The following is a 21863-nucleotide window of genomic DNA, read 5'->3' as shown; positions in this document are numbered from 1 at the left end:
ACGGGAGCAAACCTCGCCGGCGGCCTCGGGCGGGCATACTTGCCATCATGACCGACGCCTCAGTCCGACCGGCCGACCCCAGCCCCTCCGTCTCCTCCGAGGAGCACGCCACCGAGCTCCTGGTCCCGGTTCACGACGGCATGACGACGCCCTGGGCGCTGGCCGAGCGCGTGCGCCGCAGTCCCGACGGCGGGCTCATCGCCCGCAAGTCCCCCTTGGGGCGGCGCTGGCGAGAGATGAGCGCCAGCGCCTTCCGCACCCAGGTGCGTGAGGTGGCCGCGGGTCTGGTGGCCCGAGGTCTTCAGCCCGGAGACGCCATCGGCATCATGTCGCACACGTCGTACGAGTGGACGCTTCTGGACTTCGCCGCCTGGGAGGCGGGCCTCGTCGTCGTCCCCGTCTACGAGACCTCCTCAGCCGAGCAGGCCCAGTGGATCCTCACCGACGCCGGCGTCAGGCTCATCGTCGTGGAGAACGAGGCCATGGCCTCCATGGTCGGCGCACTGACCTCCACCGTGCCCGAGCTCGAGAGCCTGCAGGTGCTGTGCATCGAGCGCGAGGACGTCCTGGGGCTCATCAAGGCCGGTCGAGGCGTGGATGCCGGCGAGCTCGACCGGCGCGCCGCGGCCCTGACCTCACAGTCCCTGGCCACCATCGTCTACACCTCCGGCACGACCGGCCGCCCCAAGGGTGTCGAGCTCAGCCACGGCAACCTCGTGCACCTGTGCGTCAACGTCTGCCCGCACGTGCCCGAGGTCCTGGGCGGGGCCGAGGTCCGTTTCCTGCTGTTCCTGCCCCTGGCCCACGTTCTCGGCCGGTTCGTGGAGATCGCGGTCGTCTGCTCGCGCGCGGGCGTACTGGGGCACGTGCCCGACGTGCGTAATCTCCTCAACGACCTGGGCTCCTTCCGGCCCACCGCGGTCCTGGCCGTCCCCCGGGTGTTCGAGAAGATCTATAACGCCGCCGATGCCAAGGCGACCGGCGCCAAGCAGAAGGTCTTCCGGCTGGCGGCCAAGACCGCGATCGCGTACTCCCGGGCCCTGGACACCCCGCAGGGCCCGTCGCGCCGGCTCAAGGCTCAGCGCGCCGCCTTCGACAAGCTCGTCTTCGCCACCCTGCGCTCCGTGCTGGGTGGGCAGGTCACGCACGTGGTCTCCGGGGGCGGGCCTTTGGGCGAGCGCCTGGGGCACTTCTACCGCGGCGCCGGAGTCACCGTCCTGGAGGGCTATGGCCTGACCGAGACGATGGGTCCGTGCAGCGTCAACCTGCCCCAGGCCACCCGGATCGGGACTGTCGGCACCCCACTGCCCGGCTGCTCGCTCCGCCTGGCCGACGACGGGGAGATCCTGGTCCGGGGCATCGGCACCTTCACGGGCTACCACAACAACCCCGAGGCCACGGCCGAGGCCTTCACCGACGACGGCTGGCTGCGAACCGGGGACATCGGCTCCTTCGAAGGCGCCGAGGGCTTCCTGCGGATCACGGGGCGCAAGAAGGAGCTCATTGTCACCGCCGGTGGGAAGAACGTCGCCCCGGCCCCTCTGGAGGACCGCCTGCGGGGTCACCCACTGGTCAGCCAGGTACTCGTCGTCGGGGAGAACCGTCCCTGCATCGGTGCGCTCCTCACCCTGGATGCGGAGATGCTGCCTCTGTGGCTGTCCTCCCACGGGCTGGAGGAGATGACGGTGGTCGACGCCGCCCGGGACCCGCGGGTGCGCGCCGCCCTGGAGAAGGCGGTGGCCCGGACCAACGAGGCGGTCTCACGGGCGGAGTCGATCCGCACCTTCGAGGTGCTGCCCACGGACTTCACCGTGGCCAACGGCTTGCTGACTCCCTCGCTCAAGGTACGCCGCGCCGAGGCGGAGAAGCGCTTCTGGGCCGAGATCGAGGCTCTCTACACGCGTACCCCGCTCATTCCCGGCACCACCGTCTCACCGTCGCAGGGCTGAAGGCCGCCGCGAGAGCCCACTGGGCTCGGCCCGCCGGCTGCTCCAGGACCGCGCTTCTGGCTCGCCCGACCTGGACGGCTCTTGTCGCTGCGAGTCACCGGTAGGTCACCTGACCGGACGCCTCCGGCGGTTCCTACAGTTCGGTCTGCTTGGCCCGCTCGGCCTCGTGGTCGTCGCGGATCTCCTCGTGGTGCTGGATGACCTCGGCGACGATGAAGGTGAAGAACTTCTCGGCGAAGATCGGGTCCAGGCCGGACTCCTCGGCCAGGGACCGCAGACGCGCCACCTGCTGCCGCTCGCGCCCGGGGTCGGCCGGCGGCAGGTCCAGTTGGGCCTTGAGCAGGCCCACTTGCTGAGTGCAGCGGAAGCGCTCAGCCAGGAGATGGACAAGGGCGGCGTCGAGATTGTCGATGGTGGCCCGATAGACGGCCAGCTGAGGGGGGACGCCGCCCTGCTCCTCGCTCATGCGGTCCGGCTCCGCTCCCCCATCTTGCTCGTCGAGCGCAGCGTTCCCGAACCGGACTGGTAGCTGGGCTTGCCGGTACCCCTGACGGCATCGGCGTCGACGACGACGCGCCCGACCTCGGGCAGGGAGGGAACCTCGAACATGGCCTGTCCCAGGACCTCCTCGACGATGGAGGTCAGTCCCCGGGCGCCGGTCTTGCGCTCCAGGGCGAGGGAGGCCACCGCTTCAATGGCGGCATCGGTCAGCTCGAGTTCGACGCCGTCGAGACTGAAGAGGTACTGGTATTGGGAGACCAGAGCGTTCTTGGGCTCGGTCATGACACGCACGAGCTCACGCACCCCCAGGTCCTGAACCGTGGCGATGACGGGCAGGCGGCCGATGAACTCGGGGATGAGGCCGAACTTGTGAAGGTCCTCGGGGCGCACCGGTGAGGTGAAGACGTCCTGCGATCCCGTGCTGCCGGTCAGCTGCGCCCCGAAGCCCACCATCTGGGCCCCGGACTCCTTGCGCTGACGCTGGCGCACGATCTCCTCAATACCGGCGAAAGCGCCCGCGGCGATGAAGAGAATGTTGGTGGTGTCGATCTCCAGGAACTCCTGGTGCGGGTGCTTGCGCCCACCGCCGGGCGGCACGGAGGCCGTCGTTCCCTCGATGATCTTGAGCAGTGCCTGCTGGACACCCTCACCCGAGACGTCGCGGGTGATCGACGGGTTCTCCGCCTTGCGACCGATCTTGTCGATCTCGTCGATGTAGATGATGCCCTTCTCAGCACGCTTGACGTCGCCGTCAGCGGCCTGGATGAGCTTGAGGAGGATGTTCTCCACGTCCTCGCCGACATACCCCGCCTCGGTCAGAGCCGTGGCATCGACGATGGCGAAGGGGACGTCGAGGAGGCGGGCCAGGGTTCGGGCCAGGTGAGTCTTACCGGTTCCGGTGGGACCCAGCAGAAGGATGTTGGACTTACCCAGCTCCAGGCCGTCCCCCTCGGCCACGGAGCGCTCCTTGACCTGGACGCGCTTGTAGTGGTTGTAGACCGCCACGCTCATGGCGCGCTTGGCAGCCTCCTGTCCGATGACGTACTGGTTGAGGAAGTCGAAGATCTCCTGGGGCTTGGGCAACTCGAGAGGAACTCCGGCGCCTGAGTCGCTCAGCTCCTCGTCGACGATCTCATTGCACAGCTCGATGCACTCGTCGCAGATGTAGACACCGGGCCCGGCGATGAGCTTCTTGACCTGCTTCTGGCTCTTGCCGCAGAAGGAGCACTTGAGCAGATCCACACTCTCGGCGTTACGTGCCACAGTTTCCTCCAGGTTCGTCATCGGCCCCCGCGCCCGGGCGGCCCTACGTCAGCCTACGGGCTCAGACGGCAGGTGCGCCGAGTGCATGGCGGCGTGTCCAGTCCGCAATATGCCACGTTGGGCGCCATGCTGCCAGGGTTTACTGGACTTATTTCCACCGGCTGCGTGTGCGGCGCCCCCACCGGTCATGAGAGGGAGCGCCACACACGGCCTCAGCACGGCGCCGACGGCCCGGCCTGCATCCCGGCACCCCTCAGGAGGAGTGCGGAGAGGCCGGGGCCTTGCGAGAAGTGAGCACCTGGTCCACGATCCCGTACTCCTTGGCGGCGGCAGCCGTGAGAATCTTGTCGCGCTCGAGGTCGGCGTGGATCTTCTCGCGGTCCCGTCCGGTGTGCGCGGCCAGGGTGTCCTCCAACCAGGAGCGCATGCGGTCGATCTCATTGGCGACGATCTCGATGTCGCTGGCCTGGCCCTGCATCCCCTCCATGGCGGGCTGGTGGATGAGGACGCGCGCGTTGGGCAGAGCCAGACGCTTGCCCTCGCTGCCGGCAGCCAGGAGCACGGCGGCTGCGGAGGCCGCCTGCCCCAGGCAGACGGTCTGCACCTGCGGCTTGATGTACTGCATGGTGTCGTAGATGGCCGTCAGCGCCGTGAAGGATCCGCCGGGACTGTTGATGTACATGGTGATGAGACCGTCTGGGTCCTGGGACTCCAGGACCAGGAGCTGGGCCATGATGTCGTCGGCAGAGGCGTCGTCGACCTGAACGCCCATGAAGACGATGCGGTCCTCGAAGAGCTTGGCGTAGGGGTCCTGACGCTTGAAGCCGTAGGCGGTGCGCTCCTCGAACTGGGGCAGCACGTAACGGGCCTGCGGCATGGCACCGGCCTGGCGGGCGATGGCCTCGAAGTAGGGACGGGTCGAGGACATGTCAGTTGTCTCCGTTCTGCTTGCCGATCTCCCGGCTGGAGCGCACGATGTGGTCGACGAATCCGTACTCCAGGGCCTCCTGGGCCGAGAACCAGTGGTCACGGTCGGAGTCGGCGATGATCTCCTCCACCGTGTGCCCGGTGTTGGCCGCGGTGATCTCCGCGAGCTCCTGCTTCATCTTGATGATGAGGTCGGCGTTGATGCGGATGTCGGTGGCCGAGCCCCCGGCACCACCGGAGGGCTGGTGCATGAGCACGCGGGCGTGGGGGGTGAGGTAGCGCTTGCCCTTGGCGCCGGCCGACAGCAGGTGCTGCCCCATGGAGGCGGCCAGCCCCGTGGCCACGGTGGCGACGTCGGGCTGGACGTACTGCATGGTGTCGTAGATGGCCATGCCGGCGGTCACCGAGCCGCCGGGGCTGTTGATGTAGAGGTAGATGTCCCGCTCGGGATCCTCGGCGGCCAGCAGCAGCATCTGGGCGCAGATGGCGTTGGCGTTGTCGTCACGCACCTCGGAGCCGAGCCAGATGATGCGCTCCTTGAGGAGGCGGTTGTAGATGGAGTCGGTCAACCCCAGACCCGCGCCTGCGGCGTCGGCTGCCTGGGGAGGGGCGACCGCAGCGGGTGTGTAGAGCTCGCTCACGTCAGTCCTCTCATGGTCGGTGTCGCAACGCTAACGCGATGCCCCCGGCCACCATGCCCGCCATCGCACCCTTTTCGCCCACGGCGCAGGTGTGACGACCACGGGGCGCATCTCCTCAAGCCTCCTCGCGATCACGGCACCATCCCCGACGGTCAGCACCTCAGCAGATCGCGCCCCTCAGTCTTGTCACCAGTACTGTCTGCCATAACAGCATCATCCGACGCCCGGCACGCCGCCACCTCGGGACGCGCTCGGCCCAGCCCTCACAGCCCCACAACCCTCGCAGTCCTGTCCACCCAACACCGTAGGAGAACACATGTCCCCCTCATCCAGCACCCCCTCCACCGAGTCCCTGTTCCGACTCGGCCTCAACGCCGCCCTGCCCATCTCCGAGGAGGCGACCACCTCACGGGTCGTCGTCAACAACGAGATTCTGCGCACCGTCGTCTTCACCTTCGACGCCGGTCAGGTCCTCACCGAGCACTCCTCCCCCAGGGCGGTGATCGTCACGCTCCTGGAGGGCGAGATGGACTTCTCCATCGGCGAGCGCACCGAGCGGATGGGCGCCGGGGACGTCATCTACCTGGCACCCGGTGACCGTCACGCGCTGACGGCCGTGACGCCGTGCCGCATGCAGCTGGTGATGGTCGACGTCGACAAGGCCGCAGCAGCGAACGAGAAGTAGCCCGGGAGCGGGCAACCGCCTACCGATCGGGAGCCGTCCGACTGACGGCCACCACCGCGCGGGGTGGGGGCGAAGCGCCGAGCCTTCGCCCCCATCCCGTTTCCTTGTGAGTTCCACTAAGTCGAGCACCTCATCCGGCCGCAGTACAGACGCCGGACGACCAGGCACCACCCGACGTATCGCGCCCGGTGTCGCGGATCACTCGCTCCCACAGGCGCGAGACGACGGTAAGCCAACTCACCCTTCCTTGTAGGAAAACTAAACCTTCCATCAGATAGGTTGTAGGCGCCCGAGATCTTGACGTGACCCGCTTCCCACACCGTGGCATCGGTGAGGGCGGCGTGGCACCATCGAATTTATCCGACCGATCGCATTGGAGTGTCCGCCTGCCTGACGACACCAAAGCCCTTCGACTCAGGCTTCACTCCGACGCCAGTCAGCCACATTCTTTCACGATTCAATAATCCCGTCCCTGCTCGAACAACACGTCTTTTCCGCTTGCCGCACCACCCAGTAAGGGGCTACTCGTGTTCAGCACGTTCGCACAATTCCATGCATCAGAGAGGACCACTGCATGATCGTCATTACCCTGCTGGTGGGAATCCTGTTCTGGATCGGAATTGACATCTGGGCCGGCATCACCTCGAAGTGGTATAAAGCCGTGGAGCTGAATCCGAACATCACCTCGGACGACTTCAGCGTCCTGGTACCGATCTACGGCAACGTCAAGTACTTGCAGAACGCGGATTATCTGCGCCCTTATGGAGATCGAGTAGTCCTGTGCACCACATCTGGTGAGTCCGAGGAGTTCTACCGCGACCTGGAGGACATCGCCATTCGCTACGGGTTCAGAATCTTCCGCAGCAACTACGTCCCACGGAAGGTAGGGCGCAAGCGGAGCACCTCGGGAATCACCCGGGACACGGTTGTCCGCGACGCACTGCTGGCCGCCCCCCTCAACTCCTACATCGTCTGCCTTGACGCCGATACTACGGCGCAGGAGCCGCTGACCCACATCATCGGCGCCCTGGTGGCCAATAAGGCCGACTTCGCCTCGGTCACCATCGTGCCTCAGAAGAAGGGGCCCTTCATCGTCCAGATGCAGCGCCACGAGTACGTGGTCTCGATGCGCGCACGCAGAATCATGCCGTGGCTGCTCAGCGGCGCCCTTCACATCGGCAAGACAGACGTCATGCGCCAGATCATGGCCCGCCACTCACTGTTCTTCCAGGGCAATGACATCGAGTCCGGGATTATCGGAGACGCACTGGGATACAAGGCCGTTCACATTCTTGCCCACGTCAACACCAACGCGCCCGACACCCTGTACTCCTGGTGGCGCCAGCGAATCGCCTGGAGCGGCGGTTCCTTCAGACTTTTCATCATCAACTTCAGATTCGTCTTCCAGCACCCCTTCCTGTGGCTGTACAGCGGCATCGTGGTCATCAGCATGTTTGTGCTCAGATGGATAGCCGTTGTCAATCCCGGATGGACACTTCTGCTGGCACTGTTCATCTACTACGCCGCTATCGTGTGGCTTCACTGGGACCACGGCAACAAGTGGCTGATCTTCCAGCCCTTCTACTGCCTCTTCGTCAGTCTCATCGTGGTTCCCATCGGGGTCGCCTACTATTTCAAGATGGCGATTCCTGAACGCAATTTCGGAGTCATTCGCCCCAAGCGCAAGGACCTCGTCACAGCGGGCTGATCCTCATCCGGGACGCATCCCGGTCAACGCGGGAGAGGTCATCCCGACAACACTCCCCCGCACGGCAACGGGCCCACCTTCCAAAAGAAGAAGGTGGGCCCGTCTGTTCAGCTTGTGAGGCGTCCCGCATGAGCGGGGAACGCGCCTCAGCTCATACGCCGCCGTGGGCTCACTCGGCGTCCTCGCCCTCAGCGGCAACGGCTGCGGCCTGAGCTGCCGCGGCGGCGTCGTCCTCGTCGGAGCCGATGAAGGCGGACAGGTCCACGGTCTCGCCCTTGGAGTCAACCACAGCTGCCTGGCGCAGCGCCATGGCCAGAGACTTGTTGCGAGCGACCTCGGAGACGAAGGCGGGAATCTGCCCGGCCTGCTGAGCACCCTGGAGGAACTGGGCGGGCTCCATGCCGTACTGCTGGGCGGTCTGGAAGAGGAACTCCAGCAGCTCGTCCTGCGCCACACCGACCTTGAGGTCCTCAGCCAGGACATCGAGGATGATCTGGTCGCGCACACCGTTGACGATGTCCTCGCGGATCTCCTTGGCGTGCTCCTCGTCGCCGTCCTTGCCCTCGGCCCGCAGGTGCTGGGCGACCTCGGCCTCGACAACGGCCTCGGGGACGTCGAAGGCGACCTCGCTGCGCAGGTGCTCGAGGAGGGCGTCACGGGCGGCGACCGCCTGCTCGCCGGTCTTGCGCTCGGTGACCTGCTTGACGAGGTCCTCGCGCAGCTCCTCGACGGTGTCGAACTCGGAGGCGAGCTGGGCGAACTCGTCATCGACCTTGGGCAGCTCACGCTGCTTGACGGCAGTGGCGGTCACCGTGACCTCGGCCTGCTCACCGGCGTGCTCCCCGCCGGCCAGCTCGGTGGTGAAGGTGGCGGACTCGTCGGTCTTCAGGCCGCGCAGGGCGGTGTCCAGGCCCTTGAGCATGTTGCCCTTGCCGATCTCGTAGGAGACGCCCGAGATGGAGTCGACCTCCTCGCCGTCGATGACGGCCTTGAGGTCAATGGTGACGAAGTCACCGGTCTTGGCCTTGCGGCCCACGGACTTCAGGGAGCCGAAGCGGGCACGCAGGTTGTCCAGCTCGGTGTCGACGTCCTCATCGGTGACCTCGACGGCGTCCACGGTCAGCTTGGCCTTGCTCAGGTCCGGCAGCTCGATGACGGGGCGAACAGTGACCTCGGCGGTGAAGGCCAGCTGGCCGCCGTTCTCGCCGGTGGCGTTGGGCAGCTCGACGACGTCGACCTCGGGCTGGAGCATGGGGACCCGCTCGGCCTCGGTGATGGCGTCCCGGTAGAAGTCGGAGAGCTTGTTGTTGACGGCCTCCTGGATGACGGTCCCACGGCCGACGCGCTGGTCGATGACCCGGTTGGGGACGTGACCGCGACGGAAGCCGGGGACCTGGATCTGGGAGCCGATCTCCTTGTAGGCGGCATCCAGGCTGGGCTTGAGCTCCTCATAGGGGACCTCAACGGTCAGCTTGATGCGACTGGGGTCAAGATTCTCGACAGTGGTCTTCACGGGGGTTGCTCCCAAGGTCTGAGTTCTGCGGTAACACCGACGCGCTCGGAGGCGCTCGGCGGACGCGCGTCTGTGGCGTCAATCCGTGCCATCTTAGGGCAAACGGACAGTGGGATCGACGCTGCGTCCGCACCTGGCGCATGAGTCTGGACACAGGAGGTGGCACCGGGCACGGTCGTCCTGGCCGCGGGCCGCATCGGCATATTCACGGGCCATGCATCCGCCTCGACGCGCACCTGAATGCGGTCTGCGCACAGGCCGTCCGACCACGGGACGAGGAGTCGGGCTGGCGGGATTTGAACCCGCGGCCCCCTGCTCCCAAAGCAGGTGCGCTACCAAACTGCGCCACAGCCCGTGACGTGACGAAAGGGACCGCCGAGGAGCGGCCCCTTTCGGCTCACAGAGCGGGTGACGGGAATCGAACCCGCGCAATCTGCTTGGAAGGCAGAGGCTCTACCATTGAGCTACACCCGCATGGATGAAGGGTTTCACCCCTCCACCAGCAGCCTCACTGCTCGATGAGGCCCTCCTTGTAGGCCCGCGCCAGACGGCGAGGGACGGAGATCTCGCGGCCCTGGACGCGGATGGTGTTGAGCTCGGTGAGCTTGGCCTTCCACTGTGAGCGGCGGTTGCGGGTGTTGCTGCGGGACATCTTCCGCTTCGGCACTGCCATGGGCCCGCTCCTCTCTCGTGAACCTTGGGGATCGGATGACCCCTCGAAACTGGACCGAGGGACACCATAACGACATCGCCGGGACCGCTTCCAGTCCAGGAGCACCTCAAGGCGTGTGACATCGGTCCCGCGCCCGCCCCGTGCGAGGATCCTGCCATGGCCCCGCACGCCCCTCGCACACCATCGCACCAGCCGTCTCAGGAGCAGCCATTTCCCGGGCTCATCACCCTGGCCCGCGGCGAGCAGCCCGAGATCGACCTGGAGATCAAGAAGTCCCACTTCCTGGCACGCGCCTGCCGCACGGACTCCATGGACGAGGCCCGGGGCTTCATTGCGGACGTGCGCTCCACCTACCCCGACGCGCGCCACCACTGCTCGGCGCTGACACTTACCGATCTCTCCGACGGACACGCCCTGGCCGCTCCACCCACCGAGCGCTCCAACGACGACGGCGAGCCCTCCGGCACGGCCGGACAGCCCATGCTCGACGTCCTGAGGGGAACGGGACTGGCCAACACGACCGTCGTCGTCACCCGTTACTTCGGCGGAACGCTCCTAGGGACCGGCGGACTGGTGCGCGCCTACTCCGAGGCGACCGCTCAGGCGCTGCAGGCGGCTGCACGGGTCACCCTGACCCGGCTTCATCTGTGGGACCTGCGGGTTCCGGTGGCCCAGGCCGGCAGGATCGAGGCGGAGCTGCGCTCCCGCAATCCCACCACGGCATCGGGGCCGACGGCGGAGGGTGGGACGACCGCCCCGGCCCCGACCATTCACGTCGAGGAGACGATCTGGGGACCGACCCACGCGGTCCTCGTGCTGGCCACGTCCTGTGCCGATCCTGAGCTCCTGCACGCCCCGCTGGCGGCCCTGACCCGCGGCGAGGGGGCAGCAGAACCGGCCGGCAGCCGACTGGTGGAGGTCCCCGTGCCCCCGGCCTGAAGCCCAGGGCCGAGCTCCCCCGCTCCCCCGGATACGCTCACCCACACCCGCGGGCTCGGCCGTGCTCGCGACCACGATGCGAGCAGATACCGGACGGATGTGGCAATCACCATCGGGGGCGGGGTAGGGTTCAACCAACAGCCGGGGCACCACGCCCCGGATGAGCAGTTCACGCCCGGGTAGGCGCAGCCAGTCGCCCTGAGGAACTAAGGAGGACCCATGATGGTTAAGACCGTCATGCGCACCATGTCCTCGTCCTCCATGCCCATTGCGCCCGCGTGCTGCTGCTGCCGGTGTCGGTAGAGCGCCTGGCCACGACATCTGTGCGCGTACCGCTGCGCGCATGCCCGGCGCTCCCGGAGCAGGCGGCCATCCCTGCTGTTCGAGCCACTCCTCATGACGTGGCCCCTGACGGACGCGGACCGTCCCACTTCTTTTTCTCTCACGAGTCCTCATGGGCCCGACGTCGCCTCATCACGCGGCACCGCCGGTCGCCGTCACCACAGGACTCACCCAACCCACACTCGAAGGACATCACTATGACGTACGCACCCGACGCAACCGCCCTGGTCGGCAACACTCCCCTGGTCCGCATCAACCGCGTCACCGACGGCGCCCCCGCCACCGTCCTGGCCAAGGTGGAGGCCTTCGAGCCGGCCGCCTCGGTCAAGGACCGCATCGCCCTGTCCATCGTGCGCGCCGCGGAGGCCTCCGGTGACCTCAAGCCCGGTGGCACCATCGTGGAGGCGACCTCCGGGAACACCGGCGTTGGCCTGGCCATGGTGGGAGCGGCCCTGGGGTACAAGGTCATCATCACCATGCCCGAGACCATGTCCAAGGAGCGCCGGGCCATCATGCGCGCCTTCGGTGCGGAGCTGGTGCTGACCACCGAGGGCGGCGTGGCCGGCGCGGTCAAGCGGGCCGAGGAGATCCAGGCCGCCACCCCCAACTCGATCCTCGCCTCCCAGTTCACCAACCCGGCCAACCCCAAGATCCACCGCGAGACCACGGCTCGGGAGATCCTGGAGCAGACCGGGGGCGACATCGACGTCTTCGTGGCCGGTATCGGCACCGGGGGCACGCTGACCGGAGTGGGCCAGGTTCTGCGCCAGGAGAAGCCCGGGGTGAAGATCTACGGCGTCGAGCCCTCCGAGTCCCCGCTTCTGAGCGAGGGCCAGGCCGCTCCCCACAAGATCCAGGGCCTGGGGCCCAACGTGGTTCCCGAGATCCTTGACCAGGGCATCTGGGACGAGCTGCTCCACATCGAGTCCGACGTCGCCATCACCTACGCTCGCCGGGCCGCTGCGGAGGAGGGTCTCCTGGTGGGGATCTCCTCGGGCGCCGCTCTGGCCGCCGCCAGCGAGCTGGCCAGGCGCCCTGAGTTCGAGGGCAAGACCATCGTCACCGTCCTGCCTGACACCGGTGAGCGTTACCTGTCCACGCCCTTGTTCAAGGACTTCCTCGACTGACTCCCCCGACGGCGGCGAACCTGGGAACAGGTGAGCCGCCGTCGGTGTTGTCATCGGCGCAGCGGGCGAGGTGAAGGCTCACCAGCCGACCTGAGCCGCACCGTCACCCATCACAGGAGCACACCATGCACAACTCCCAGAGGTCCCTCCTGGACCTGGCCCGCGAGGACCTGGCCACGGCTCGCAAGCGCGACCCCGCCGCCCGCTCCAGCGTGGAGGTGGCCCTCCTCTACCCGGGTGTCCACGCCCTGTGGGCGCACCGGGCGGCTCACAAGCTGTGGCACAAGGGGTACCGATTCGCGGCACGCGCCCTGTCTCAAGCGGCCCGCAACTTCACCGGTATCGAGATCCACCCGGCCGCGACGATCGGTGAGCGCTTCTTCATTGACCATGGCATGGGCGTGGTCATCGGTGAGACCGCGGAGGTCGGCAACGACGTCCTGCTGTTCCACGGAGTGACTCTGGGCGGGGTGTCAATGAGTCCGGGCAAGCGCCACCCCACCATCGGCAACAACGTGCAGATCGGCGCGGGTGCCAAGGTCCTGGGACCGGTCACCGTCGAGGACGGGGCCAAGGTGGGGGCCAACGCGGTCCTGGTGAAGAACCTCCCGCAGGGTCATGTCGCCGTGGGCGTGCCCAGCCGGGCCCGCGACCCCCGCACCGACCCCGAGCTCATGATGGACCCGACCATCTACATCTGAGCCGCCTCACAGCATCCCAGCGGGCACCCGGGGGCCGCCTCACGCCCGTCCCTCGCGTGCTCCTCAAGCACCCGGCTGTGCCCTGGTGCGCCCGGTGGCGCACCGGGGCACAGCTGTCAGCGGGCGATCACCCCGGCGGCCAGGTCTCGCAGGCGCTTGAAGACCCGACCGCCGGAGGCGCGTGAGCCGTCATGCTCGTACTCGCTGGTGATCCAGGTGCGCAGGCCGGGGATGAGCGCGGCCGTCTCCAGGGAGGTGGTCATCGGCACGAACACGTCGCGAGCGTAGACGGCGGCCGCCCCGGGGGTCGTCGTGGCCTTGAGACGGGCCGGGTCGTAGAGCGCCGGCCACTCGTGCGCGGCCAGGAGGTCGGCCACCTCAAGCCAGGGGCGCAGACCGGCGTCCTCGACGAAGGCCTCACGGCGCACGTGCTCGCCTGTCAGCAGGGTGGGATCGTCGTCGAAGACCGCGGGGCGCACCCGCTGCGCGGCCCAGTCGGTGGTGCCGGCGTCGGCCCAGCAGGACTCGTGGATGACGGCGTAGAGCGGGAACCTGCCGCCGAAGGGCAGGCACTGCCCCAGGTCGTAGCGGAAGGCCCAGGAGTCGGGGTCGCGCTCCAGGAGGTAGTGGATCGTGTCCGCTCCCCCGGCCCCGCCCAGCAGGGCGCCGAGCGAGCGCAGGCGCTCGGGTCCTACGAAATCCCCTCCCGCCGTCCTCAGCTCGCCCCGACCGGCCTTCTCAACCAGGGACGCCATGCGGTCGCGGTCCTGGGGGAAGCGGGTGTAGTACTCCTCGCTCTTGAGGCGCATCGCCTCGTAGCTGAGGGCGTAGACCTCGTCGATGCTGTGCCCGACGGCGGGCAGGCCGCCGGTGATGTAGACCTTCTCCAGGCTCTGGGCGTGCTCGGAGAGGTACCGGGTGACGCAGAACCCTCCGAAGGACTGGCCCAGCAGGCTCCAGCGCTCCAGGCCCAGAGCGCGGCGCAGGTCCTCGCAGTCCTCGACGATCTCATCGGCGCGCAGGTGAGTGAGCAGCCGGGCGGTGTCTGCTGGGGTGCCGGCGGCATCGGGCCGGTCCACCGGGCTGGAGGCTCCGGTGCCGCGCTGGTCGACGAGGATGAGTCGGTGGTGCTCGAGGATCGCACCGATCCAGCCGAGCCCGGAGTCGGCACTGGGGCGGGGTGCCTCGCAGCCCGGCCCGCCCTGAAGGAAGACCAGTGGCGGCCGGGAGACCGGGTCGATGCCCACGGCTGAGATCTCACGGGCGTAGACGGTGATGGACTCCGTCCCGTCGGGGGCTGAGTCCCCCTGCCCGCTGCGGTCCAGGGGAACGGTCAGGTGGTGGTCGCGGGTCAGCAGGCCGGCGGTCGAGGAGGACCAGCTCGAGGAGTGCAGGGCGGGCGAGGCGTTCGACATGCCGCCACCTTAGTGGGACCCGGAGGGTCTCCAGCCGGTTTCAGCGGGCCTGGCAGGTCGGGCACCAGAAGAGCCGGCGGGAGGCGACCTCCCGCTCCGCCACCGGGGTCCCGCAGCGCAGGCAGGGACGGCCGGTGCGGTGGTACACGTACCACCGGCCGGCCTCGGGGTCGTCAGGTGGCAGTGGGGCGGGGACATCGTCGAGGTCGACGGTGGTGATGAAGCCGGTGGCCACCCCGTACTCCATGAGAGGACGCAGGTCCTCCCAGATGGCCCGCAGCCGCTCCTGGCTGATGCGGTTGCCCGCTCGGAAGGGCGAGACCCCGACCCGGAAGAGCGTCTCGGCCCGGTAGATGTTGCCGGCTCCGGAGATGACGGACTGGTCCATGAGCAGCTCCCCGATGCTCTTGCGCCGCGAGCGCGCCTTGGCCACGAAGGCCTCCACGTCGCCGTCAGCGCGCAGCGGGTCCGGGCCGAGGCGACGGCGGACAGCGGCCACGCCCTCGGCGTCCAGCAGCTCGCAGGCCGCCGGTCCGGTCAGGTCGGCCACCCCGTGCTCGCCGAGCAGCCGCAGCCGCACCGCGCCACGCGGCTCGGGAGGCTCCCACTCCTCGGGGGCGGGCCCGTGTGTGACTGTGCCCTGCCCCTCGGCTTCGAGGCTCCCGCCGTTCAGCCCGGTCAGGGCCGACCCTCCCCCACCTTTGAGGGCGTGCTCGCCACGCTCCCCGACGCGCCGACGCGGCGCCCCGATGGCGTGGGGCGCTGTGAACTCACGGTCGCCGTCGAAGGTCCATGCCCCGTAGAGGCCCAGGTGGATCCGCAGCCAGGTGACGGAGGCGTCGTCGAGAGACATGTCGGCGCGGGGGCCGAAAGGCAGGAAGAGGTGCTTGCCGTGGGCCTGGCTGCCCAGGAGGACCTGACCGTCAAGACGACTCGCCCCGTCGGCGAAGCGCCCCTGCGGCGAGCGCACGCGCAGGCTCTGACCGCCGTAGAGCTCGTCAAGGGCGGCGGCGAGCCGGTGGATGGTGTGCCCCTCCGGCATACTCAGGCCCCGGTGGGGGCGCCGGTGGGATCAGCCGCTGGAGCGGGGGCGTCATGAACGCGGCTCTCGTAGTCGGTGAGCTGGGCGATGCGACGCACGTGGCGCTCATCGCCGCTGAAGGGCTCGGCGAGAAAAGCATCGATGATCGCCAGGCCCGCCCCCAGATCGTGCATGCGACCGCCCAGCGCGACGACGTTGGCGTTGTTGTGCTGGCGGGCGAGCCTGGCGGTCTCGATCGACCAGGCCAGGGCGGCACGCACCCCGTCCACCTTGTTGGCGGCGATCTGCTCCCCGTTGCCACTGCCCCCGAGAACAATGCCCAGGCTCCCGGCGTCGGCCACGACGGCCTCCCCGCAAGCCAGGCAGAAGGCGGGGTAGTCGTCATCCGGGTCGTAGGAGTGGGCTCCATGGTCGATGACGGTGTGCCCCTGCTCCCTCAAGTGCGCGCTCACGGCGCTCTTGAGCTCATAACCGGCGTGGTCGGAGGCGATATGGATGCGCATGGGCAGAATTGTGCCTCACGCGAACAGCGCTTCGCACCATGAGGCAATGGGCGCCGTCGGGGCGCCTGAGAGCAGCGGAGCGGGTTAGCGTGTCCGCTATGACTGACGCCTGCGCGACCTCACCGACTCCCACCGGCCCTGCATCGGACTCACCGGCTCAGCGCTCCCAGCCGGCGAGCAGCTCCCCCGCCGCCGACGCGGTCCTCGCCGGCGTGCTGGAGACGGCGCACACCGACACCTCGGTGCGCCCCCAGGACGACCTGTTCCGTTTCGTCAACGGCCAGTGGCTTGCGACCGCCGAGATCCCGGCGGACCGTCCCAGCAGCGGCGCCTTCACCACCTTGCGCGACGAGTCCGAGGCCGCCTGCCGCCAGATCGTCGAGGAGCTTGCCGAGCAGTTCTCCTGCGTGGCGCCCGAGGGGGCCGCGGAGGTCCTGTCCACCAACCGGGGCCGGGTCGGCGCCCTCTACCAGGCCTTCATGGACGAGGCCCATCTGGAGGAGCTCGGGGCCGAGCCGCTGGCTGGGGAGCTGGCACCGGTGCTGGGCGCCTCCTCCAAGGAGGAGCTGGCCCGAGCGCTGGGAGAGATGACTCCCGTCGGCTTCATGGGCGTGGTCGGCGCGGATGTCGAGGTCGACATCAATGACCCGGAGCGCTATACGAGCTGGGTGGGGCAGTCGGGACTGGGGCTGCCGGACGAGTCCTACTACCGCGAGGAGGCTCAGGCCCCGCTGCGCCAGGCCTACGTGGAGCACGTGGCCAGGATGATGGCGCTGGCGGGCCTGACGGACTCCTTCGGCGCCTCGGGTGAGGACCTCGCCGAACGGGTCATGGCCGTGGAGACCGCCCTGGCCAAGGGCCACTGGGACCGCGTCACCTGCCGTGACGTGGAGAAGATGAACAACCCGATGTCCTGGCAGCAGATCGTGGACTCGGCCACAGGCCTGCCCTGGGACGAGTGGCGCGAGGGAATCCGTGCGGCCGCCCGGAGCGCCGGCATCGAGCAGACCTCCTTCCTCGAGGAGGCCATCGTCACCCAGCCCGACTACCTCCCCCACGCGGCAGGCGTCTGGCAGGAGACCGACCTGGAGGATCTCAAGGCCTGGGTTGCCTGGCACGTCGTTCACGGACGGGCCAGCCTGCTGTCGGGGGCCTTCGTGGAGGAGAGCTTCGACTTCTACGGCCGCACGCTCCAGGGGACCGACGAGCTGCGGCCCCGCTGGAAGCGCGGCGTCGGCCTGGTGGAGTCCTGCCTGGGTGAGGCACTGGGCGAGATCTACGTGGAGCGCCACTTCCCGCCGTCGCACAAGTCGGCGATGGAGGCCCTGGTGGGCAGGCTCATCGAGGCCTACCACCAGTCCATCTCCTCGCTGGAGTGGATGAGTCCAGCCACGCGGGAGCGGGCCCTGGAGAAGCTGGCGCTGTTCACCCCGAAGATCGGCTACCCGGTGCGCTGGCGCGACTACTCCGCCGTCGAGGTCGTCCCCGGGGACGTCCTGGCCTCGGTGCGCAGCGTGGAGCGGGCCGACATGGCCTACTCGCTGAACAAGCTGACCAAGCCGGTGGACCGCGACGAGTGGCACATGACCCCTCAGACGGTCAACGCCTACTACAACCCCACCATGAATGAGATCGTCTTCCCCGCGGCGATCCTTCAGCCTCCCTTCTTCGACCCGCAGGCCGACGACGCTGTGAACTACGCGGGGATCGGTGCTGTCATCGGTCACGAGATCGGCCACGGCTTCGATGACCAGGGCTCGACCTTCGACGGCACCGGAAAGGTCAGCGACTGGTGGACCCAGGAGGACCGGGAGGCCTTCACCGAGCGCACGAGCGCGCTCATCAGCCAGTACGACGCCTACACGCCCGAGGTCGTCGTCGCCAAGCACCGGGAGGCGGGCACGGCACAGGAGGAGATCCCGCACGTCAACGGCGCTTTAACCATCGGGGAGAACATTGGTGACCTGGGTGGCCTGGGCATCGCCCTCAAGGCCTACTCCCTGGCTCTGGCCGACGCCGGCATCCCCTCAGTGGATGAGGCTCCTGTCATCGACGGGCTCACCGGCCTGCAGCGCTTCTTCTACTCCTGGGCACGGATCTGGCGCTCCAAGAGCCGTCCGGACTACGCGGAGCTTCTCCTGACCGTCGACCCGCACTCGCCGGCGGAGTTCCGTTGTAACGGAATCGTGCGCAATGTGGATGCCTTCTACAAGGCCTTCGCGGTGGATTCCGACGACGCCTTGTGGTTGTCACCAAACGAGCGAGTCTCTATTTGGTAAACGGCCCGGTCGCTCGGATTCAAGCCCCAGGGTCCGAAACTCGTTGCCCTACTTAGAAGAATCCACAACTACTCCCGAATGAGGTCGATACCTCATTCACAAAAAACCGTAGAACCTCGCCCTGAGGAACGCTAGGGTGGGGACAACGCGGTGATACCCCGACTCACCGGTTGCCACCTATCCCCCTATATCTAGGAGTACTCATGCGTCTCGGACGCCCCCTGGCCGCCGCGAGCGTGATGGCCGCCGCCATCGGCGCCTCCCTTGCCGCCTCCCCCGCCCTGGCCGGCGACTCCCTCGCCTTCAAGTTCGCCGAGGACCAGCAGGTCATCGTCAACCCCTCGGACACCGCCTTCTCGGTGTCGGGCACCGGCTGCACCGGCAAGGACGCGGCTGTCGGCATCGCCCTCCACACCTCCAAGGGCCAGATGTCCACCATCGTGAAAGCCACCCCCGACGCCGAGGGCAACTGGTCCACCACGCTGAACATCCCCGAGCTGGTCAAGTCCACTGGCGCTGAGGCCAAGACGGACGGCTCGGACGACGGCTGGTCCCTCGTGGCCGGTTGCGTCTCCTACGGCGAGGAGAAGGGTCAGGACCAGCAGGGCATCGCCTTCGACGACACCGACGTGGACGGCACCTACAAGATCACCACCGACGAGAACGGCGCCCAGAAGATCACGGTGGACGTCAAGGGCTTCTCCCCCAAGGAGAAGGTCACCCTCACCCTGGTCAGCAAGACCGACTCCTCCAAGACCTACCCCGTCGGCACGCTGACGGCTGACGACAACGGCAACGTCACGGGCGAGCTTCCGGCCCCCTCGAACGTGGAGGACGGCGAGTACACGCTGACCATCGAGGGCGACCGCTACGGCGAGGGCGGCAGCAGCACCAAGACCGTCGTCGCCAAGGGCGGCTCCCTCGACCTCGTGGAGAACGGTGACAACGGCATCACCGGCAACGGTGGCGCCACCGCCAACCCGACCGCTCCCGCCACCAACGGCAGCGTGAACGTCCCGGCCAGCACCGAGGCCACCCCGGCGGCCTCCTCCCCCACCTCGGGCAAGCCCCTGGCCCAGACCGGTGCCAACGGCCTGCTCTTCGGCGGCATTGCCGCGGCCCTCGTGGCCATCGGTGGCGGCGCCCTCGTTGTGCGTCGTCGTAAGGCCTGATCGCCTCCTCCCAGTCTGACTGGGAACACCTTCCCGCCGGGGAGACAGCACCGCACGTGCTGTCTCCCCGGCGGTCTCGTTCCATCCCGTCACCGCCACACGGCACGCGCGTCCCCGCCTGACGGCACAGCACTGCCCCGAAGCGGACACTGAGACCATGGACACCACCTCCCACGACGAGCACAGCGCAGCCCCTTCGGAGGCCTCAGACACCACCGGGGACCCCGCCGAGACCGCCTTCCACCAGCCTCTGCGAGGCCGTCGAGATCGGGGTGGCACAGGCATCAGGCGCTGGTCGAGGCGACGCAAGATCGTCGTCGGCCTGAGCGCTGCGGTCATGACGACCGCCCTGGCGCTGGGGGCGGATGTGGCTGTCCTGGTTCATCGCCCCGCACGCGTCGATATCGCCATGCCCTCAACCTCCTCCCCGACGGCCGGCGAGACCTGGCTGATCCTGGGAACCGACTCGCGCGCCACCGTGCCGGGAGACCAGAGCCGCTACGGAACCACTCAGGAGGTGGAAGGCTCCCGCGCCGACGTCATCGCCCTGGTACGCCCATCCCAGGACGGACTCACCGTCATCAACCTGCCCCGGGACCTGACCATCAACAGCAAGGGCATGGAGCTGGACCGCCTGGCCACCACCTACGTCCCGGGACCGCAGAACACGGTCAACGCCCTGTGCACCGGCCTGGGAATCCCCACCACGCATCTGGTAACCATCGACATGGCTCAGTTCGCCACCATCATCGATTCCCTGGGAGGCGTTGAGGTGGACATCCCCGAGCCGGTTCGAGACACCTACACCGGTCTGAACCTCACCTCCGCAGGCCGCCACCGGCTCAGTGGGATCGACGCCCTGGCCCTTGTCCGCTCACGGCACCCGGAGATCCTGCGCGACGGCAGCTGGGTGGCCATGAGCCAGGCCGACGGCGCCCAACGCCGCAGCCAGTCCACGGCCACCGTCATGCAGGCCGTACTGTCCGCCATCGGGCAGAGGGCCAGTAACCCCATCTCGCTCCATCAGCTGGCGCACACCGTGGCCGGGAACATCACCCTGGACTCAGGTACCGGGCTCGCAGACCTGGTCTCACTGGGACGTAGCGCCTCCAAAGCCGGACGGGCCGGAACCACGACGGTCATCGACCTTCCGACAGGACCTCGGGATGAGTCGATCATCGTCTCCCCCAACCAGGAGTCGCGCGATCTGCTGGCCGGCTACGGGTACACGCCCAAAACCTGTCGGCCAGCGGGCGCCTAGTCACTCATCGGAGAGACCCCGAGGGTTTCCCGCCACATCAGCCTTTCGTCGCCCTTCTCACACGACCACCCCACATTTTCACGTGAGGGAGGACACTCCCATATGTGGCTGGTATCACCTCAGAGACCCACGCCCTCGCCCTATTCATCGTTACGGTAGATAACGAGTCGACGAAGAATCGGATCGCCGGCAACCATCGTTCCCCCCGTCAGACCTAGGAGGACACATGCGTCTTGGACGCCCCTTGGCCGCAGCCAGCGCGGTGGCCGCAATGACCGGAGCCTCGCTCATTGCCTCCCCCGTTCTCGCCAACAGCTCCAACAGCAACAGCTCGAGCACCCCCAGCAGCACCGCCGAGGCCACCACGCCCCCCGGCAAACCTGCTCAGCCCAGCCCGGCTCCCAGCAAGACCGGCGAGGCCACTCCGGCCCCCGGCAAGACCGCCGCTGGCAGCAGCTTCAAGATCACTCAGGAGAAGACCTTCGCCTCCTCCAGCACCAACACGTCCTTCACCATCTCGGGAACCGGCTGCACCGGGAAGCAGGCCACCGTCGGCATCGCGCTGTACGCACCTGACGGCTCCGTTTCCGACGTTGTCAAGACCGAGGCGGCTGCGGACGGCAGCTGGACTTCCGACCTCGACCTGGCGGCGCTCATCAAGTCCATCGGCACAACCACCGCCACCACCACTGACGGGTGGACCATTGGCGCTGGCTGCATGACCTACGGTGACAAGACTGAGATGACCCAGGTCACCAAGCAGCAGCAGACACAGATCTACTTCGACGACACGCGTATCTCCGGCTCCTACGAGGTCTCCGCCCGCACGGAGAGCCAGTCCCAGACCTTCACCTTCCACGCCCAGGGCTTCTACGCCAGCGAGAAGGTCACGGTCCTCCTCAGGAGCAAGAGCGACTCCAGCGTCAGCTACACCCTTGGTGAGCTGACGGTTGACGCCAACGGCAACCTCACGGGCAACCTGCCCGCTCCCACTGACGCCCCCGACGGGGAGTACGTCTTGGTGCTGACCGGCTCTCACCACAGCGAGACGGCCACCAGCCAGACCGTCACCACGGTCTCCCAGCACACCTTCACCATCGCGAGCTCCGAGCGCTCTACCACCGAGACCGAGACCTCCGAGCAGAAGACCACCGAGAACAACGGTGGCGGTGACAAGACCACGGAGCAGAAGACCACCGAGAACAACGGTGGCGGTGACAAG

The 21863-nt window shown here is 67.8% G+C and carries 18 protein-coding genes, 2 tRNA genes and 1 pseudogene; 10 read left to right on the top strand and 11 right to left on the bottom strand.

Features of this window, described 5'->3' with window-relative positions; translation table 11 throughout:
- The first annotated feature begins 47 nt into the window (after nucleotides 1-47).
- Complete coding sequence (locus tag AB7V09_RS00785; RefSeq protein WP_419142637.1) at nucleotides 48-1949, top strand: AMP-dependent synthetase/ligase; 1902 nt, start codon at nucleotides 48-50, stop codon at nucleotides 1947-1949.
- A 133-nt stretch (nucleotides 1950-2082) separates the two neighbouring features.
- On the opposite strand, the gene AB7V09_RS00780 is transcribed toward AB7V09_RS00785, so the two are convergent.
- The 4 genes from AB7V09_RS00780 to AB7V09_RS00765 all read right to left on the bottom strand — a co-directional run bounded on the left by AB7V09_RS00780 (nucleotide 2083) and on the right by AB7V09_RS00765 (nucleotide 5281).
- A complete protein-coding gene (locus AB7V09_RS00780; RefSeq protein ID WP_075374932.1) occupies nucleotides 2083-2415 on the bottom strand; it encodes a chorismate mutase in 333 nt (110 codons plus the stop codon).
- The gene (gene clpX, locus AB7V09_RS00775) at nucleotides 2412-3713 is read right to left on the bottom strand and encodes an ATP-dependent Clp protease ATP-binding subunit ClpX (RefSeq protein ID WP_043538119.1); all 1302 of its coding nucleotides are present in this window, start codon (nucleotides 3711-3713) and stop codon (nucleotides 2412-2414) included. The genes AB7V09_RS00780 and clpX overlap by 4 nt, the downstream gene beginning before the upstream one ends.
- A 253-nt stretch (nucleotides 3714-3966) precedes the next feature.
- Complete coding sequence (locus AB7V09_RS00770) at nucleotides 3967-4641, bottom strand: ATP-dependent Clp protease proteolytic subunit (protein WP_003786600.1); 675 nt, start codon at nucleotides 4639-4641, stop codon at nucleotides 3967-3969.
- A gap of 1 nt (nucleotide 4642) precedes the next feature.
- Nucleotides 4643-5281: an ATP-dependent Clp protease proteolytic subunit gene (locus AB7V09_RS00765; RefSeq protein WP_003786603.1), complete on the bottom strand. Its 639-nt coding sequence runs from the start codon at nucleotides 5279-5281 to the stop codon at nucleotides 4643-4645.
- A 316-nt stretch (nucleotides 5282-5597) separates the two neighbouring features.
- Here AB7V09_RS00765 and AB7V09_RS00760 point away from each other — a divergent pair, with 316 nt between their 5' ends.
- On the top strand, nucleotides 5598-5966 hold the full coding sequence (locus AB7V09_RS00760) for a cupin domain-containing protein (protein ID WP_009747840.1): 369 nt from the start codon (nucleotides 5598-5600) through the stop codon (nucleotides 5964-5966).
- Between the two features lie 574 nt (nucleotides 5967-6540).
- Entirely contained in the window at nucleotides 6541-7674 is a 1134-nt protein-coding gene (locus AB7V09_RS00755) for a glycosyltransferase family 2 protein (protein ID WP_003786607.1), read from the top strand.
- A 169-nt stretch (nucleotides 7675-7843) separates the two neighbouring features.
- Here the strand turns inward: AB7V09_RS00755 and tig are convergent, their stop codons facing one another.
- From tig to rpmF, 4 genes are all read right to left on the bottom strand, one after another.
- Nucleotides 7844-9187, bottom strand: coding sequence for a trigger factor (gene tig / locus AB7V09_RS00750; RefSeq protein WP_010613512.1), 1344 nt, complete (start codon nucleotides 9185-9187; stop codon nucleotides 7844-7846).
- A 281-nt stretch (nucleotides 9188-9468) separates the two neighbouring features.
- Nucleotides 9469-9542: transfer RNA gene (locus tag AB7V09_RS00745), tRNA-Pro, on the bottom strand.
- 48 nt (nucleotides 9543-9590) lie between these two features.
- Nucleotides 9591-9661 (bottom strand) — tRNA-Gly (locus AB7V09_RS00740).
- 34 nt (nucleotides 9662-9695) lie between these two features.
- Nucleotides 9696-9860, bottom strand: coding sequence for a 50S ribosomal protein L32 (gene rpmF, locus AB7V09_RS00735; RefSeq protein WP_003784449.1), 165 nt, complete (start codon nucleotides 9858-9860; stop codon nucleotides 9696-9698).
- 156 nt (nucleotides 9861-10016) lie between these two features.
- Between rpmF and AB7V09_RS00730 the strand changes: the two genes are divergently transcribed.
- From AB7V09_RS00730 to epsC, 3 genes are all read left to right on the top strand, one after another.
- Nucleotides 10017-10799: an IMPACT family protein gene (locus AB7V09_RS00730; RefSeq protein ID WP_419142636.1), complete on the top strand. Its 783-nt coding sequence runs from the start codon at nucleotides 10017-10019 to the stop codon at nucleotides 10797-10799.
- Nucleotides 10800-11338: 539 nt separating this feature from the next.
- Nucleotides 11339-12268 carry a cysteine synthase A gene (gene cysK / locus AB7V09_RS00725; protein WP_009747869.1) on the top strand — a complete coding sequence of 310 codons (930 nt, stop codon included), beginning with the start codon at nucleotides 11339-11341 and terminating at the stop codon, nucleotides 12266-12268.
- Between the two features lie 125 nt (nucleotides 12269-12393).
- Complete coding sequence (gene epsC / locus AB7V09_RS00720; protein WP_060957615.1) at nucleotides 12394-12969, top strand: serine O-acetyltransferase EpsC; 576 nt, start codon at nucleotides 12394-12396, stop codon at nucleotides 12967-12969.
- Nucleotides 12970-13085: 116 nt separating this feature from the next.
- Here epsC and AB7V09_RS00715 read toward each other — a convergent pair whose 3' ends face one another.
- From AB7V09_RS00715 to AB7V09_RS00705, 3 genes are read right to left on the bottom strand one after another with little or no spacing between them, the layout of a single operon-like run.
- Nucleotides 13086-14384: an alpha/beta fold hydrolase gene (locus AB7V09_RS00715; protein WP_009406995.1), complete on the bottom strand. Its 1299-nt coding sequence runs from the start codon at nucleotides 14382-14384 to the stop codon at nucleotides 13086-13088.
- Nucleotides 14385-14424: 40 nt separating this feature from the next.
- Nucleotides 14425-15426 (bottom strand): Fpg/Nei family DNA glycosylase, encoded by a 1002-nt coding sequence (locus AB7V09_RS00710; protein ID WP_419142635.1) that lies wholly within the window; start codon nucleotides 15424-15426, stop codon nucleotides 14425-14427.
- Nucleotides 15427-15428: 2 nt separating this feature from the next.
- Nucleotides 15429-15929, bottom strand: coding sequence for a ribose-5-phosphate isomerase (locus AB7V09_RS00705; protein WP_070513844.1), 501 nt, complete (start codon nucleotides 15927-15929; stop codon nucleotides 15429-15431).
- 98 nt (nucleotides 15930-16027) lie between these two features.
- Here AB7V09_RS00705 and AB7V09_RS00700 point away from each other — a divergent pair, with 98 nt between their 5' ends.
- From AB7V09_RS00700 to AB7V09_RS00685, 4 genes and pseudogenes are all read left to right on the top strand, one after another.
- A complete protein-coding gene (locus tag AB7V09_RS00700) occupies nucleotides 16028-18208 on the top strand; it encodes a M13 family metallopeptidase (RefSeq protein WP_419142634.1) in 2181 nt (726 codons plus the stop codon).
- A gap of 203 nt (nucleotides 18209-18411) precedes the next feature.
- A complete protein-coding gene (locus AB7V09_RS00695) occupies nucleotides 18412-19380 on the top strand; it encodes a bacterial Ig-like domain-containing protein (RefSeq protein ID WP_419142633.1) in 969 nt (322 codons plus the stop codon).
- Nucleotides 19381-19537: 157 nt separating this feature from the next.
- Complete coding sequence (locus tag AB7V09_RS00690; RefSeq protein WP_419142632.1) at nucleotides 19538-20641, top strand: LCP family protein; 1104 nt, start codon at nucleotides 19538-19540, stop codon at nucleotides 20639-20641.
- 226 nt (nucleotides 20642-20867) lie between these two features.
- A pseudogene (locus AB7V09_RS00685) lies at nucleotides 20868-21863 on the top strand (peptidase); the annotation flags it as partial.

Source organism: Actinomyces sp. SKVG-SVH-4(1) (assembly GCF_048514265.1).
GTDB lineage: Bacteria > Actinomycetota > Actinomycetes > Actinomycetales > Actinomycetaceae > Actinomyces > Actinomyces oris.
The sequence above is the reverse complement of the archived record's forward strand: the minus strand, read 5'-3'. Positions and strand labels throughout refer to the sequence as shown.

What these genes read in the sequence shown, in the direction of transcription:
- AB7V09_RS00785 (WP_419142637.1), top strand. Translation starts at nt 48, where the DNA reads ATGACCGACGCCTCAGTCCGACCGGCCGACCCCAGCCCCTCCGTCTCC.
- AB7V09_RS00780 (WP_075374932.1), bottom strand. Translation starts at nt 2,415, where the DNA reads ATGAGCGAGGAGCAGGGCGGCGTCCCCCCTCAGCTGGCCGTCTATCGG.
- AB7V09_RS00770 (WP_003786600.1), bottom strand. Translation starts at nt 4,641, where the DNA reads ATGTCCTCGACCCGTCCCTACTTCGAGGCCATCGCCCGCCAGGCCGGT.
- AB7V09_RS00760 (WP_009747840.1), top strand. Translation starts at nt 5,598, where the DNA reads ATGTCCCCCTCATCCAGCACCCCCTCCACCGAGTCCCTGTTCCGACTC.
- AB7V09_RS00755 (WP_003786607.1), top strand. Translation starts at nt 6,541, where the DNA reads ATGATCGTCATTACCCTGCTGGTGGGAATCCTGTTCTGGATCGGAATT.
- rpmF (WP_003784449.1), bottom strand. Translation starts at nt 9,860, where the DNA reads ATGGCAGTGCCGAAGCGGAAGATGTCCCGCAGCAACACCCGCAACCGC.
- AB7V09_RS00730 (WP_419142636.1), top strand. Translation starts at nt 10,017, where the DNA reads ATGGCCCCGCACGCCCCTCGCACACCATCGCACCAGCCGTCTCAGGAG.
- cysK (WP_009747869.1), top strand. Translation starts at nt 11,339, where the DNA reads ATGACGTACGCACCCGACGCAACCGCCCTGGTCGGCAACACTCCCCTG.
- epsC (WP_060957615.1), top strand. Translation starts at nt 12,394, where the DNA reads ATGCACAACTCCCAGAGGTCCCTCCTGGACCTGGCCCGCGAGGACCTG.
- AB7V09_RS00715 (WP_009406995.1), bottom strand. Translation starts at nt 14,384, where the DNA reads ATGTCGAACGCCTCGCCCGCCCTGCACTCCTCGAGCTGGTCCTCCTCG.
- AB7V09_RS00710 (WP_419142635.1), bottom strand. Translation starts at nt 15,426, where the DNA reads ATGCCGGAGGGGCACACCATCCACCGGCTCGCCGCCGCCCTTGACGAG.
- AB7V09_RS00705 (WP_070513844.1), bottom strand. Translation starts at nt 15,929, where the DNA reads ATGCGCATCCATATCGCCTCCGACCACGCCGGTTATGAGCTCAAGAGC.
- AB7V09_RS00700 (WP_419142634.1), top strand. Translation starts at nt 16,028, where the DNA reads ATGACTGACGCCTGCGCGACCTCACCGACTCCCACCGGCCCTGCATCG.
- AB7V09_RS00695 (WP_419142633.1), top strand. Translation starts at nt 18,412, where the DNA reads ATGCGTCTCGGACGCCCCCTGGCCGCCGCGAGCGTGATGGCCGCCGCC.
- AB7V09_RS00690 (WP_419142632.1), top strand. Translation starts at nt 19,538, where the DNA reads ATGGACACCACCTCCCACGACGAGCACAGCGCAGCCCCTTCGGAGGCC.